10 protein-coding genes are annotated in these 14031 nt (G+C 70.6%); 6 read left to right on the top strand and 4 right to left on the bottom strand.

What is annotated here, in order from left to right; genetic code table 11:
* The first annotated feature begins 241 nt into the window (after positions 1–241).
* From G9272_RS17135 to G9272_RS17145, 3 genes are all read left to right on the top strand, one after another.
* On the top strand, positions 242–1075 hold the full coding sequence (locus G9272_RS17135; protein WP_171402032.1) for a helix-turn-helix domain-containing protein: 834 nt from the start codon (positions 242–244) through the stop codon (positions 1073–1075).
* A 418-nt stretch (positions 1076–1493) separates the two neighbouring features.
* Positions 1494–1694, top strand: coding sequence for a helix-turn-helix transcriptional regulator (locus G9272_RS17140; protein WP_171397394.1), 201 nt, complete (start codon positions 1494–1496; stop codon positions 1692–1694).
* 57 nt (positions 1695–1751) lie between these two features.
* Positions 1752–2315 carry a GNAT family N-acetyltransferase gene (locus tag G9272_RS17145; RefSeq protein WP_437184278.1) on the top strand — a complete coding sequence of 188 codons (564 nt, stop codon included), beginning with the start codon at positions 1752–1754 and terminating at the stop codon, positions 2313–2315.
* Here the strand turns inward: G9272_RS17145 and G9272_RS17150 are convergent.
* A complete protein-coding gene (locus G9272_RS17150) occupies positions 2296–3339 on the bottom strand; it encodes a zinc-dependent alcohol dehydrogenase family protein (RefSeq protein ID WP_171397396.1) in 1044 nt (347 codons plus the stop codon). The genes G9272_RS17145 and G9272_RS17150 overlap by 20 nt on opposite strands.
* A 78-nt stretch (positions 3340–3417) precedes the next feature.
* Complete coding sequence (locus G9272_RS17155) at positions 3418–5709, bottom strand: MMPL family transporter (protein ID WP_171397397.1); 2292 nt, start codon at positions 5707–5709, stop codon at positions 3418–3420.
* Positions 5710–5850: 141 nt separating this feature from the next.
* On the opposite strand from G9272_RS17155, the gene G9272_RS17160 reads away from it, so the two are divergent.
* The 3 genes from G9272_RS17160 to G9272_RS17170 all read left to right on the top strand — a co-directional run bounded on the left by G9272_RS17160 (position 5851) and on the right by G9272_RS17170 (position 9278).
* Positions 5851–6519, top strand: a complete 669-nt coding sequence (locus tag G9272_RS17160) for a TetR/AcrR family transcriptional regulator (RefSeq protein WP_171397398.1) — start codon at positions 5851–5853, stop codon at positions 6517–6519.
* 165 nt (positions 6520–6684) lie between these two features.
* Positions 6685–6924: a heavy-metal-associated domain-containing protein gene (locus tag G9272_RS17165; protein ID WP_171397399.1), complete on the top strand. Its 240-nt coding sequence runs from the start codon at positions 6685–6687 to the stop codon at positions 6922–6924.
* Between the two features lie 110 nt (positions 6925–7034).
* Positions 7035–9278 carry a heavy metal translocating P-type ATPase gene (locus G9272_RS17170; protein WP_171397400.1) on the top strand — a complete coding sequence of 748 codons (2244 nt, stop codon included), beginning with the start codon at positions 7035–7037 and terminating at the stop codon, positions 9276–9278.
* An 852-nt stretch (positions 9279–10130) separates the two neighbouring features.
* Here the strand turns inward: G9272_RS17170 and G9272_RS17175 are convergent.
* Positions 10131–11429, bottom strand: coding sequence for a citrate synthase (locus G9272_RS17175; RefSeq protein ID WP_020131734.1), 1299 nt, complete (start codon positions 11427–11429; stop codon positions 10131–10133).
* 241 nt (positions 11430–11670) lie between these two features.
* Positions 11671–13926, bottom strand: coding sequence for an SF1B family DNA helicase RecD2 (gene recD2 / locus G9272_RS17180; protein WP_171397401.1), 2256 nt, complete (start codon positions 13924–13926; stop codon positions 11671–11673).
* Between the last annotated feature and the right edge of the window lie 105 nt (positions 13927–14031).

Here is a 14031-nt window from a genome sequence, read left to right on the forward strand (position 1 = left end):
TGCTCGCGCGAGTACGGGTTGTGTGGGGCTTGTCGCGCCCATGCTGCGGAGCCGCATATCAATACAGCCCCGCGCCCCTGGGGAACTGCGGTGGCCGCTTCTAGCATGGGTGCCCATGACTGCGAGCGTGGTACGCACCCGGTCTGGACAAGGGCCCGGTGGCTCCTGGGAGTTCGCCCTCGCCGCACCCCATCCGCGGTTGCGGCCCGGGGTGATGAGCTACCGCGGGATCCGGCTCGCCATGAACCGGCCGCGGCGGCGGCTCGAGACGCCCATCGGGGCCTCGACGCTGCTGCTGGGGTTCGAGCAGCCCGTGCGGATCTCGCGGGCGGGGCGGACGCCGGACACGCTCGTGTCCGTGTACTGCGGGCCTACGACCACGCCCGCCGTCGGGGAGCACGGCGGGCGGTTTTCGGGCATCGAGGTGCTCATGACGCCCTGGGCCGGGTTCACCCTCTTCGGCACACCCCAGCACGAGCTCGTCAACCGCACCGTCGATCCCGACGAGCTGCCGCACTCCCTGGGCTCGCCCCTCGGTGAACTCGCCGCCGCGCTGGCCGCGTTACCCGGTTGGGCGGAGCGGTTCGGGCTGCTCGACGAGGCCCTCGCCCGGTGGCGGGAGGCCGGCACGCCGAGTTCGGAGCGGGTGGCGCGGGCCTGGTCGCTGCTGGTGCGGACGGGCGGCGCGATACCGGTGCCCCGGCTGGCCGAGGAGGTCGGCTGGAGCGTACGGCATCTGGAGAACCGTTTTCGTGAGCAGATCGGGCTCGGCCCCAAGGCGGCGGCCCGCGTGCTGCGGCTCCAGCGGGCCCGCCGGCTGCTGGCGGAGGGGCAGAGCGCGGCCGAGACCGCCGCCCTCTGCGGCTTCTACGACCAGGCTCATCTCAGCGGTGAGTTCAAGGCGATGACGGGGTACACGCCGAGGGAGTTCGCGCAGGCCAGGCGCCTTCCGGCGCAGGTGTCGCCGACGGCGGACCGGCTGAGCGGGGAGGCGACGAGCCTGGTCCTGCCGGCCCGCCCGGACGATTGGTCCGGACCGGGTGCGCATTTTTCCAAGACCCGCCGCATTGGCTGAATACAGGCTGGGGGTCTGCCAGTTGATCCGGCGATTTCCGGCCGTTCCGGGTGCTTCGAGCGCTCCGGGCTCTTCGGTCGTTCTGGTCGTTCCGGGGGGATGGCGGGGAACGGGAACGGGTCGGGCCTGTCGCAGCGGGCCCGGCCCGCCTCCTGTCGGCGACCTCGGGGCATTTGTCAACGCGCCTCTCCCATGAGTCCCGCGCACTCCTTTGCTTCACCTGTGTCACAAACTCCCCTTTTCTGTCACGCATGTCGCGTGTACGCGGGTCTTGCGTCACACGCGGTCAACAGCCACTTCCGCACAGTCACCGAGCGTCGTTCACGGGGCACAGGCTTGGTGATCGCCAGCGCAGCGCCGGGCTCCCCCGGGCGGCCTCCCGGCCGCCGACCCCCGCGCGCGCAGGGAGGTGCAGCTCATGACCGACCGAAGGCTCTGGTCCTACAAAGAGATCGCGGCGCACATCAAGGTGCAGCCGGACACCGTACGGTCCTACCGCAAGCACGGACTGCTGCCCCAGCCCGACCACGTCGAGGGCGGCAAGCCCTTCTGGTACGTCGACACCGTGCGGGCCTGGGTCGCCTCCCGGCCGGGCAACCGGGGACGCGCCCTGGACTGACCCTCTCGGAAGAAAAACCAGCTGTGCCCCGCGGACGCGTGGGGCACAGTGCTGCGGGTGAACTTCTCCGTCAAGCCCCTGCTCTCCGGCCCGAAGACCGTGCTGCGCCCCTTCACCGAGGCCGACGCCGACAGCATGTGGGAGATCATCGGCGATCCCGAGGTCGTCCGCTTCACCTTCCCGCCGAACAGCGACCTCACCCGGGAGCGGGTGCGTTCCTGGTACGGCTCCCGCGCCGAGCAGCCCGACCGGCTGGACCTCGCCGTCACCGACCGCGACACCGGCGAACTCGTGGGCGAGGTCGTCCTGCACGAGTGGGATCCGGACGCCCGCAGCTGCACCTTCCGCACCCTGATCGGCCCCCGGGGCCGCGACCGCGGGCTCGGTACCGAGGCGACCCGGCTCATCGTCGGCCACGGCTTCGAGCGACTGGGCCTGCACCGCGTCCAGCTGGAGCTGTACGGCGACAACGAACGGGCCCGCCGTGTCTACGAGAAGGTCGGGTTCGTGGTCGAGGGAGTGCGGCGGGAGGCCGCGCTGCGGAACGGGGTGTGGGTGGACGAGGTGCTCATGGCGATCCTGGACCGGGAGTGGGCCGCGCTCAGGCCCACGGATCGATGACCGTCACCCCCGCGCCCGGTGCGGTGCCCAGCGCGGACAGGGCGGCCGGGGTCTCGTCCAGAGTGATCGTCGACGTCACCAGCAGATCGGGACGCAACACCCCCGTACGGACCAGCTCCAGCATCTCCGGATAGGTGTGCGCGGCCATGCCGTGACTGCCCAGGATCTCCAGCTCCAGGGCGATGGCGCGGGCCAGCGGGACGGGGGTCGTGCCGTCCGCCGAGGGAAGCAGGCCGACCTGGAGGTGACGGCCGCGGCGGCGCAGCCCGTTCACCGAGGCGGCGCAGGTGACGGGGGATCCGAGCGCGTCGAGGGAGAGGTGGGCGCCTCCCCCGGTCAGCTCACGGACCGCCTCCGCCGTGTCCGGCACCCCCCGTGCGTCCACGCACTCCGCCGCGCCGAACTTCCGCGCCAGGTCCAGGGCCTTCGGGGAGACGTCCACCGCCACCACCCGTGCCCCGCTCGCCGCCGCGATCATCACCGCCGAGAGGCCCACGCCTCCGCAGCCGTGCACCGCCACCCACTCCCCGGCCGCGACCCGGCCCTGCTGCACCACCGCCCGGAACGCCGTGGCGAACCGGCAGCCGAGGGAGGCCGCGGTGGCGTACGACAGGTCGTCGGGGATCGCGACCAGGTTCACGTCGGCGTGGTCCAGGGCCACGTACTGGGCGAAGGAGCCCCAGTGCGTGAAGCCGGGCTGGGTCTGCCGCTCGCACACCTGGTGGTCGCCGGCGGCGCAGGACGGGCAGCTGCCGCAGCCGCACACGAAGGGGACGGTGACCCGGTCGCCCGCCCGCCACCTGGTGACCCGGGAACCGACCTCCCGCACGACACCGGCGAGTTCATGCCCGGGCACATGCGGCAGGGTGATGTCCGGGTCGTGGCCCATCCAGCCGTGCCAGTCGCTGCGGCACAGGCCGGTGGCCTCGACGCGCACGGTCACTCCGTGGGGGGCCGGTCGGGGGTCGGCCAGCTCACGTACCTCGGCCGGCTCCCCGTACCGCTCGAACACCACAGCCCGCATATGCCTTCACCCTCGCCTTCGCCCGCGGTGACCCGCGGAGACCCACGGACCTCTGTCCGCCGTGGATCTCCGCGAACGCTAACCGTGCGCGTCGACCTTGTCCCGCCCGGGCCCGTCCGACGCTGATTCGTCCGGCGCGGGTTCGTCCGGCGCCGATTCGGACGGCGCTGATTCGGACGGGGCGGCCGGGGCCTGCCGTGCCGGCTCCCCCTCACTCAGTCCGAACCGCTGGTGGAACCTGCGCAGCGGTGCCGGTGCCCACCAGGTGGCCCTGCCGGTGAGGCGCATGATGGCCGGGACCAGGAGGCTGCGCACCACCATCGCGTCCATCAGGACCGCCAGGGCGATGCCCAGGCCGAGCATCTTGGTGTTGGTGACGCGCGAGGTGCCGATCGCGACCATCACCACCGCCAGGATGACCGCCGCCGCCGTGATCAGCCCGCCGGTGCGCCGCAGGCCCAGGGCGACCGCCCCTTCGTGGTCGCCGGTGCGGTCGTACTCCTCCTTGATGCGGGAGAGCAGGAACACGCCGTAGTCCATCGAGAGGCCGAAGGCCACGCAGAACATCAGGACCGGGAGGGTGGTCTCTATGGATCCTGGGCTGGTGAAGCCGAGCAGGCCGGAGAGGTGGCCGTCCTGGAAGACCCAGACCACCGCGCCGAACATCGCCGTCAGGCTGAGCGCGTTGAGCAGCACCGCCTGGAGCGGGATCAGCACACTGCCGGTCAGCAGGAAGACCAGGAGCAGGGTGACTATGGCTATGAAGGCCGCCGCCCAGGGCAGTTGGGAGCCGATCGCGTGCTTGGAGTCGACCAGGACGGCCGCCGTGCCGGTCACGCTGGTCTCGAAGGGGGCGGCTGTGGCGCGCAGGTCGCCCACCAGGTTCTGGGCCGCGTCGTCGACGGCCTCGCCCTTGGGCAGCACCGTGAAGTACGCCGAGTCGCCGTTCACCAACGGGCCGTCCACCCGGGCCACTTCCGGCAGCGCGGCCACGCGCTCCTTGTAGGCGGCGTACTGGGCCTGGGTCGCCCTGCCCTCGGCGAGGACCTCGAGGCCACCGCCGGGACTGCCCGGGAAGCCGTCCCTGATGTGCTGCTGCACGACGTGGGACTCGGCCGAGGAGGGCAGCTGGCGGTCGTCCGCCGTGCCGAACTTCACGCCGAGGAAGGGCAGTCCGAGGAGGACGAGGACGGCCGTGGTGGCCAGGGCGAAGAAGGGGGCACGGCGCATGACCAGGTTCGCCATCCGGCCCCAGGCCCTGCCGCCCTCCTCGCCGGACGCCACCGCGGGCCGGCCCCGGCGGAACAGACGGCGCAGGTCGAGGGAGTTGACCCGGTCGCCCAGCAGGATCAGTGCCGCCGGGAGCAGGATCAGGGCGGCCGCGGCGGCCAGCAGGACCACGGCCATGCCGGCGTAGGCGAAGGAGCGCAGGAAGTACTGCGGGAAGAGGAGCATCGCCGCCAGGGACACCGCGACCGTGAGCGCGGAGAACAGGACCGTGCGGCCGGCCGTGCGCAGGGTGGTGCCGATGGCCGTCGACGGATCCGCGCCGGCGGCGAGTTCCTCGCGGAAGCGGCGGACGATGAACAGGGCGTAGTCGATGGCGAGCCCGAGGCCCAGGGCCGTGGTGAGGTTCATCGCGAAGATGGAGACGTCGGTGAACCGCGTGAGGCCGCTGAGGACGGCGTTGGTGCCGAGGATCGCGACGATGCCGATGCCGAGCGGCAGCAGGGCGGCGACCGCGCTGCCGAAGACCATCACCAGCAGCACCAGCGTGATCGGCAGGGCGATCACCTCGGCGCGGGTCAGGTCCTCCTGGATGATGGTCTGCATCTCGTGCCGCACGGCGACGCCGCCGCCGATCTTCACCTCCACCGGCCCGTGCGTGCCGCGCAGGGCGGGGGCGATGCGGTCGAGGGTCTCCCCCATCGTCTTCTCGTCGCCCGTGATGCGGGCGGCTATCAGCGCCTCGTGGCCGTCCTCCGCGCGCAGGGCGGAAGCCGCCCCCGCCGCGTCGGCCTGCCAGTACGAGCCGACGCCGACGACGCCCTTCTCGGCGGCCAGGCTCGCGGTGAGCCGGTTCGCCTCGGCGACGACCGCCGGGTCGTCCACGGAGGCCTCGCCCGCGTCGACCAGCAACAGGAGATTGGGCTGGGAGCCGGGGAACTCGCGCTCCAGGGCCTTGGTCGCATAGGTGGACTGCGCGGCCGGATCCTCCCATCCGCCGCTGCCCAACCGCTCGGCGACCCCGCTGCCGGCCAGCACCGCGAGCACGGTGAGCACCAGGGCCGCGAGCAGCGACAGCCTGGGCCGGGCGGTCACGAAGCGGGTCCAGCCTCCGGGACGGGGTGGGCTGTTGACTTCGGTCATCGTGCGGTGTCCCCTTCACCATGCAAGCAGTCGTGCAAGCCGTAAAATGGCAAACACGAGAGAGCGCTCGCGTTTCTGATCTCAGAATGCGAGCGACCGCTCGCGTTTGTCAATCAGGTTCGGGAAAGCTGGGGAAAACGCGTGGCCGAGAGCCAGGAGAAGGAACAGCCGCGCCGCCGCCAGGCGCGCGGTGAGCGGCGTATCGCGCAGCTGCTCGAGGCCGCGGCCAGCGTCTTCTGCACGACCGGCTACACCGCCGCCAGCACCAACGCCATCGCCCGCGAGGCGGGCGTCTCACCGGGCACGCTCTACCAGTTCTTCCCGAACAAGGAAGCGATCGCGATCGAGCTGGGCGACCGCCTCATGCACGAGATGCGCGACACCTTCGGCGAGGCTCTCGCCCCGGTCGACCCCGCGACCCCGCTGGAGGAGGCCGTCGCTGCGGCCGTGGACCGGTTCATCGCCTTCAACTGCGACCATCCGGTGTTCTTCGCCCTGATGCACGGGCCCGACATCCCCGGCCACATCGCCGAGGAGCACGACGCGCTGCACGCCACACTGCTCGCCCGCATCGAGGGCCTGCTCTCCTCCCTACTGCCGGACTCGTCTCCCGCCGACCTCGCCCGCACCGCGCACATGTGCCTGGGCCTGTACAAGGCGGGCCTGGAGCTGGTCCTGGGCCACGAGGGCGCCGAACGCGACGCCTATGTGCAGGAGCTCAAGAACGTGCTGATCCGCTACCTGGAGCCGCTGGTGGGCGACCGGCTGGGTCGCGACGACAGCGGCGCCGGGGCCGTCACAGCCCTCTAGCCCGACCTTCCCGCCGCGAGCCGTACGCACCGGAGCATCTCCGCACGGCCGTCCGCGCGGCGGGCCCTCTTTTCTTGGATTCATACCCCCTAGGGGTATAGTCTCAGTTGACGGGAGACCTCTCGCGGCCCCGCCCGCCCCACCTGCCTCCACGAGGAGAACGACATGACCGCTCAAACCGACACCCCGGGCTCCGTCACCACCGTCTACAAGGTGAGCGGCATGAGCTGCGGCCACTGCGAGGGCGCCGTCTCCGGCGAGCTCTCCGAGCTCGCCGGTGTCACCTCGGTGAAGGCCGTCGCCTCGACCGGTGAGGTCACGGTCGTCTCCACCGCCGCGCTCGACGAGGAGGCCGTCCGCGCCGCCGTCGACGAGGCGGGCTTCGAGCTGGTCGGCCAGGCCTGAGGCACCCGCACCTCCTCACCTCTCCTCGACACCCCTCCTCCACCCACCGGGCCGTGCCGACCAGCTGATACTGGTTCCGTACGGCCCGGTCCGCTTCCTGGAGCACGGACATGACCAGCACCACCACGAAAACGCCGATATCCGAACCGCCCGCGCCGACCGCCGAGGTCGAACTGCTCATCGGCGGGATGACCTGCGCCTCCTGCGCGGCCCGCATCGAGAAGAAGCTCAACCGTATGGACGGCGTCGTCGCGACGGTCAACTACGCGACGGAGAAGGCGAAGGTCAGCTTTCCGGCCGGGACCGACGTCGCCGATCTCATCGCGACCGTGGTGAAGACCGGGTACACGGCCGAGGAACCCGCACCCGTGCCGGAGCCGGTCCAGGAGGACACCCCCCAGGACCCCGAGCTCGCGAGCCTGCGTCACCGGCTCCTCGTCTCCGTACTGCTCGCCGCGCCCGTCGTCCTGCTGGCGATGGTCCCGTCGCTCCAGTTCGACAACTGGCAGTGGCTCTCGCTGACGCTCGCCGCTCCCGTGGTCGTCTGGGGCGGCGGCCCACTGCACCGGGCCGCCTGGACGAACCTGCGGCACGGCGCGGCCACCATGGACACGCTGGTCTCGGTCGGCACGCTGGCCGCGCTCGGCTGGTCGCTGTGGGCGCTCTTCTTCGGTGACGCGGGCATGCCCGGCATGCGGCACCCCTTCGAGCTCACCGTCTCCCGTACGGACGGCGCCTCCACGATCTATCTGGAGGTCGCCGCCGGCGTCACCGCCTTCATCCTGCTCGGCCGCTACCTGGAGGCCCGCTCCAAGCGGCGCGCGGGGGCGGCGCTGCGGGCGCTCATGGAGCTGGGCGCGAAGGACGTGGCCGTGCTGCGGGACAGGAGGGAGGTACGGATCCCCGTCGACCTGCTGGCCGTCGGGGACCGGTTCGTCGTACGGCCCGGGGAGAAGGTCGCCACCGACGGGACGGTCGTGGAGGGCACGTCCGCCGTGGACGCCTCGATGCTGACCGGTGAGTCGGTCCCGGTGGACGTCGGGCCCGGCGACGCCGTCACGGGCGCGACCGTGAACGCCGGCGGGCGGCTGGTCGTCGAGGCCACCCGGATCGGCGCGGACACCCGGCTCGCGCGCATGGCGCAGCTGGTCGAGGCCGCACAGACCGGCAAGGCCGAGGTGCAGCGGCTGGCCGACCGGATCTCCGGGGTCTTCGTGCCGGCGGTGCTGCTGATCGCGGTCGCCACGTTCGGAGGCTGGCTCGGCGCGACGGGCGACACGGTCGCCGCGTTCACGGCGGCCGTCGCGGTCCTGATCATCGCCTGCCCGTGCGCGCTCGGGCTCGCCACGCCGACCGCGCTCATGGTCGGCACCGGGCGCGGCGCCCAGCTCGGCATCCTCATCAAGGGCCCCGAGGTCCTGGAGTCCACGCGCCGCGTCGACACCGTCGTACTCGACAAGACCGGGACCGTCACCACCGGCCGGATGAGCCTTCAGGACGTGTACGTCGTCGACGGCATCGACGAGCGACAGCTGCTGCGGCTCGCGGGCGCCCTGGAGCACGCCTCCGAGCACCCGGTCGCCCGGGCGGTGGCGGCGGGCGCCGGGGAAAGGGTCGGGGAACTGCCGGCGGCCGAGCGGTTCGAGAACGTGCCCGGGCGTGGGGTGCGCGGGCGGGTGGAGGGCCGCGAGGTGGCCGTGGGGCGCCTCTTCGAGACGGTTCCGGACGAGGTGGCCCGGGCGAAGGAAGAGGCCGAGCGGGGCGGTCGTACGGCCGTCGTCGTCGGGTGGGACGGCGTGGCGCGCGGGGTGCTCGCGGTCGCGGACACGGTCAAGGAGACCAGCGCCGAGGCGGTGCGGGAGCTGCGGGCGCTGGGGCTCACCCCGGTGCTGCTGACCGGGGACAACCAGGCGGTCGCGGAGGCGGTCGCGGAAGCGGTCGGGATCGACCGGGTGATCGCCGAGGTGCTGCCCGAGGACAAGGTCGCCGTCGTACGGCGGCTCCAGGACGAGGGGCGGGTTGTCGCCATGGTCGGGGACGGCGTCAACGACGCGGCCGCGCTCGCCACCGCCGATCTGGGGCTGGCCATGGGGACCGGCACGGACGCGGCGATCGAGGCGAGCGATCTGACGCTGGTGCGGGGGGATCTGCGGGTGGCCGCGGACGCCATCCGGCTGTCCCGGCGGACGCTGGCGACGATCAAGGGCAACCTGGTGTGGGCCTTCGGCTACAACGTGGCCGCGCTGCCGCTGGCCGCCGCCGGGCTGCTGAACCCGATGATCGCGGGGGCCGCCATGGCGTTCTCGTCGGTGTTCGTCGTGACGAACAGCCTGAGGCTGCGCGCCTTCAAGTAATACCGCCGAGTAGGACGTTGCCGATCAGGGAGACCCCTGGAGTCCTGCGCGAGCCTCACATAAGCTCTTCACAAGGCTCGCGCATCATCCTTACGCTTGGGCCTCGATCGCCGTATCCGGTCTCTTGCGCATCTAACGGACATATGCAAGAGACACAGATCACAGTGATGTGAACGTAACCATCGAAGGGGTTCGAAGGTCTAAGTTGACGATGTCAGGAAGCGTCTTGGGGGGCGTGACCTGACGTCTGAGGATGTCTTGGGGGACTTCCTCAGAGATGCGTTGCCGGGGCACGTACACCGGGAAGCTTTGAGCGGCCCTCCCAGCGTGCGCTGTCCCGGCAGATCGCACACAGCGGTGGTGGGACGAGTTCTGCTCGTTCTGCTCAGCCGCGGGTACAACAACCGAAGATGGTTACAAACAGCGAATTCAGGCGCTGTTCTCACAACGCCCGGCCGGATCCCGTGGGGGGAATCCGCACCGGGACATGGGAAGGCGCCCTGGTCGTCGGCCCGTGGGGGGACTGGCGCCGGGGCGCCTTCCGTATGCCCTGCGCGCACGACTGCCGGGACGCACCACTGCCCGGGACATCGGTCCCGGGCAGTTCAGGAAAATCACCGGTGACGGGGCGCCCGATCAATCGGCGCCCCCACCACCAGCAGGTGTCAGCGCTCCTCGACGGGGACGAAGTCACGCTCGACGACGCCCGTGGCCGTGTCACCCGGGGGACAACCCCCGGACCCCCGGCCGCAGCTCCGAGCCCAGCAGGCCCGGCCGACACTCAGCGCAAGCCAGGAGAGCACCACCCGATGACGGGGCGCCCCCAAGCAGCGGCGCCCCCACCGGCAGGTGTCAGCGCTCCTCGACCGGGACGAAGTCACGCTCGACGACGCCCGTGTAGATCTGGCGCGGGCGGCCGATGCGGGAGCCGGGCTCCTTGATCATCTCGTGCCACTGGGCGATCCAGCCCGGGAGGCGGCCCAGGGCGAACAGGACCGTGAACATCTCGGTGGGGAAGCCCATGGCCCGGTAGATCAGGCCGGTGTAGAAGTCGACGTTCGGGTAGAGGTTGCGCGAGACGAAGTAGTCGTCGGAGAGCGCGTGCTCCTCCAGCTTCAGCGCGATGTCCAGCAGCTCGTCGGACTTGCCGAGGGCCGAGAGGACGTCGTGCGCCGCCGCCTTGATGATCTTCGCGCGCGGGTCGAAGGACTTGTACACCCGGTGGCCGAAGCCCATCAGGCGGACGCCGTCCTCCTTGTTCTTCACCTTGCGGATGAAGGAGTCGACGTCGCCGCCGTTGGCCTGGATGCCCTCGAGCATCTCCAGCACGGACTGGTTGGCGCCGCCGTGCAGCGGGCCCCACAGGGCGGAGATGCCGGCCGAGATCGAGGCGAACATGTTCGCCTGCGAGGAGCCGACCAGGCGGACCGTGGACGTCGAACAGTTCTGCTCGTGGTCCGCGTGCAGGATCAGCAGCTTGTCGAGGGCGGAGACGACGACCGGGTCGAGCTCGTACTCCTGCGCCGGCACCGAGAACGTCATGCGCAGGAAGTTCTCGACGTAGCCGAGGTCGTTGCGCGGGTAGACGAACGGGTGACCGATCGACTTCTTGTAGGCGTACGCCGCGATCGTCGGAAGCTTGGCGAGCAGCCGGATCGTGGAGAGGTTGCGCTGCTTCTCGTCGAACGGGTTGTGGCTGTCCTGGTAGAACGTGGACAGCGCGGAGACCACCGACGACAGCATGGCCATCGGGTGGGCGTCACGCGGGAAGCCGCGGTAGAAGTTCTTGACGTCCTCGTGCAGCAGCGTGTGCTGGGTGATGTCGCTCTTGAAGACGGACAGCTCGTCGACGGTCGGCAGTTCGCCGTTGATCAACAGGTAGGCGACCTCGAGGAAGGTCGACCGCTCGGCCAGCTGCTCGATCGGGTAGCCGCGGTACCGGAGGATGCCCTGCTCGCCGTCAAGGTAGGTGATGGCGGATTTATAGGCGGCGGTGTTGCCGTAGCCGCTGTCCAGGGTCACCAGACCGGTCTGGGCGCGAAGCTTCCCGATGTCGAAGCCCTTGTCGCCGACGGTGCTGTCGATCACCGGGTAGGTGTACTCGCCATCGCCGAACCGCAGTACTACAGCGTTGTTGGTGTGCTCGCTCACGTCATCCCTCACCGACGTTGTGCCTCTTCTTCGAGGTTGCCCTGACTGTCTCTAACCATCCCCCATTTGGCGCACGAGAGTGCACTCGGGGTCGACCATTGGGCTTATCGGCGGCACTCAGTGCCGCCAACTAGCTCATCCTGCCGCCTTCGTCACGCTTGGGGAAGTGCTCTGTGACCTTCACGACTCATTTGATCGATCATTTTTTGGGATGTTCCGGCGATCTTGCGGGAACCGGACGTCAGCGGCCTGCCAGCCGGAAGTCCAGGGCCGTGCAGCGGCGGCCCGCGGACACCGTGCGCACCGCCTGACCGATCGCCTTGCGGGACCCGACGAGGACGACGAGCTTCTTGGCGCGCGTCACGGCCGTATACAAGAGGTTCCGTTGAAGCATCATCCATGCTCCCGTGGTGACGGGGATCACCACCGCGGGATATTCACTTCCCTGTGAACGGTGGATGGTGACCGCGTACGCGTGGGCCAGTTCGTCCAGTTCGTCGAACTCGTACGGAACCTCCTCGTCCTCGTCGGTCAGCACCGTGAGGCGCTGGTCGACCGGATCGAGCGAGGTCACCACGCCCACGGTGCCGTTGAAGACACCGTTCTTCCCCTTGTCGTAATTGTTGCGGATCTGGGTGACCTTGTCGCCGACACGGAAGACCCGGCCGCCGAACCGCTTCTCGGGCACGTCGGGGCGACCGGGGGTGACGGCCTGCTGGAGCAGGCCGTTGAGGGCGCCGGCACCGGCCGGGCCGCGGTGCATGGGCGCGAGCACCTGCACGTCCCGGCGCGGATCCAGGCCGAACTTCGCCGGGATGCGCCGGGCGACCACGTCCACCGTGAGGCGACCGGCCTCCTCCGTGTCGTCCTCGACGAAGAGGAAGAAGTCCTTCATGCCGTCGGTGACCGGGTGCTGTCCGGCATTGATCCGGTGCGCGTTGGTCACCACGCCGGACTGCTGGGCCTGGCGGAACACGCGCGTGAGGCGCACGGCGGGTACCGGGCTGTCGTCGGCCAGCAGATCGCGCAGCACCTCGCCCGCGCCGACGCTGGGCAGCTGGTCGACATCCCCCACGAAGAGCAGATGCGCGCCCGGGGGCACGGCCTTGACCAGCTTGTTGGCGAGGAGCAGGTCCAGCATCGACGCCTCGTCGACCACCACCAGGTCCGCGTCCAGCGGACGGTCCCGGTCGTAGGCCGCGTCGCCGCCGGGCTTGAGCTCCAGCAGACGGTGGACGGTGGAGGCCTCGGCGCCGGTCAGCTCGGCCAGGCGCTTGGCGGCGCGACCGGTCGGGGCGGCCAGCACGACCTTGGCCTTCCTGGCGCGGGCCAGCTCCACGATCGAGCGGACGGTGAAGGACTTGCCGCAGCCGGGGCCACCGGTGAGCACGGCGACCTTCTCGGTCAGCGCGAGCCTGACGGCCGCCTCCTGCTCGGGCGCGAGTTCGGCCTCGGTACGGGTCTTCAGCCAGGCCAGCGCCTTGTCCCAGGCCACGTCGCGGAAGGCCGGCATCCGGTCCTCGTCGGTGCGCAGCAGGCGCAACAGCTGGGCGGAGAGGGAGAGTTCGGCGCGGTGGAAGGGAACCAGGTAGACGGCGGTGACGGGCTCCCCTCCGTCGGCCGCCGGGACCTTCTCCCGGACGACTCCGGGGTCCTCGCCCTCCTCCGGCGGCGCCGCGAGTTCGGCGAGGCACTCGATGACCAGGCCGGTGTCGACCTGGAGCAGCTTCACCGCGTCGGCGATCAGCCGCTCCTCGGGGAGGTAGCAGTGGCCCTGGTCGGTGGCCTGGGACAGCGCGTACTGGAGGCCCGCCTTGACGCGCTCCGGGCTGTCGTGCGGGATGCCGACGGACTGGGCGATCTTGTCGGCGGTGAGGAAGCCGATGCCCCAGACGTCCGCGGCGAGCCGGTAGGGCTGGTTCTTCACCACGGAGATGGAGGCGTCGCCGTACTTCTTGTAGATGCGGACCGCGATGGAGGTGGACACCTCGACGGTCTGGAGGAAGAGCATGACCTCCTTGATCGCCTTCTGCTCCTCCCAGGCGTCGGCGATCTTCTTCGTGCGTTTCGGGCCGAGGCCGGGGACCTCGATGAGCCGCTTCGGCTCCTCCTCGATGATCTTCAGGGTGTCCATGCCGAAGTGCTGGGTGATGCGGTCGGCGAAGACCGGACCGATGCCCTTGACCAGGCCCGAGCCGAGGTAGCGGCGGATGCCCTGGACGGTGGCGGGCAGGACGGTCGTGTAGTTCTCGACGGTGAACTGCTTGCCGTACTGCGGGTGGGAGCCCCAGCGGCCCTCCATGCGCAGGGACTCGCCGACCTGGGCGCCGAGCAGCGCGCCGACGACCGTGAGAAGGTCGCCGCCGCCTCTGCCGGTGTCGACGCGGGCGACCGTGTAGCCGTTCTCCTCGTTCGCGTACGTGATGCGCTCGAGCACGCCTTCCAGCGTGGCCGTACGCCGTTCCCCCGCCTGGGCGGCCCCCGCCTGATCGGTCATGATCCGACGTTACCGCCCGCCACCGACAGGCCCCTGAGGGCGACGGTCGGCTGCCCGCCGGGTGCTGTTCATCACGATCCGGTTTCGGGATGCGGTCGAGGGCTT

This window comes from Streptomyces asoensis, from assembly GCF_013085465.1.
Classification (GTDB): domain Bacteria; phylum Actinomycetota; class Actinomycetes; order Streptomycetales; family Streptomycetaceae; genus Streptomyces; species Streptomyces cacaoi_A.

Coding starts and splice junctions, on each gene's coding strand:
- G9272_RS17140 (WP_171397394.1), top strand. CDS start 1,494: ATGACCGACCGAAGGCTCTGGTCCTACAAAGAGATCGCGGCGCACATC.
- G9272_RS17150 (WP_171397396.1), bottom strand. CDS start 3,339: ATGCGGGCTGTGGTGTTCGAGCGGTACGGGGAGCCGGCCGAGGTACGT.
- recD2 (WP_171397401.1), bottom strand. CDS start 13,926: ATGACCGATCAGGCGGGGGCCGCCCAGGCGGGGGAACGGCGTACGGCC.
- G9272_RS17135 (WP_171402032.1), top strand. CDS start 242: ATGAACCGGCCGCGGCGGCGGCTCGAGACGCCCATCGGGGCCTCGACG.
- G9272_RS17165 (WP_171397399.1), top strand. CDS start 6,685: ATGACCGCTCAAACCGACACCCCGGGCTCCGTCACCACCGTCTACAAG.
- G9272_RS17170 (WP_171397400.1), top strand. CDS start 7,035: ATGACCAGCACCACCACGAAAACGCCGATATCCGAACCGCCCGCGCCG.
- G9272_RS17155 (WP_171397397.1), bottom strand. CDS start 5,709: ATGACCGAAGTCAACAGCCCACCCCGTCCCGGAGGCTGGACCCGCTTC.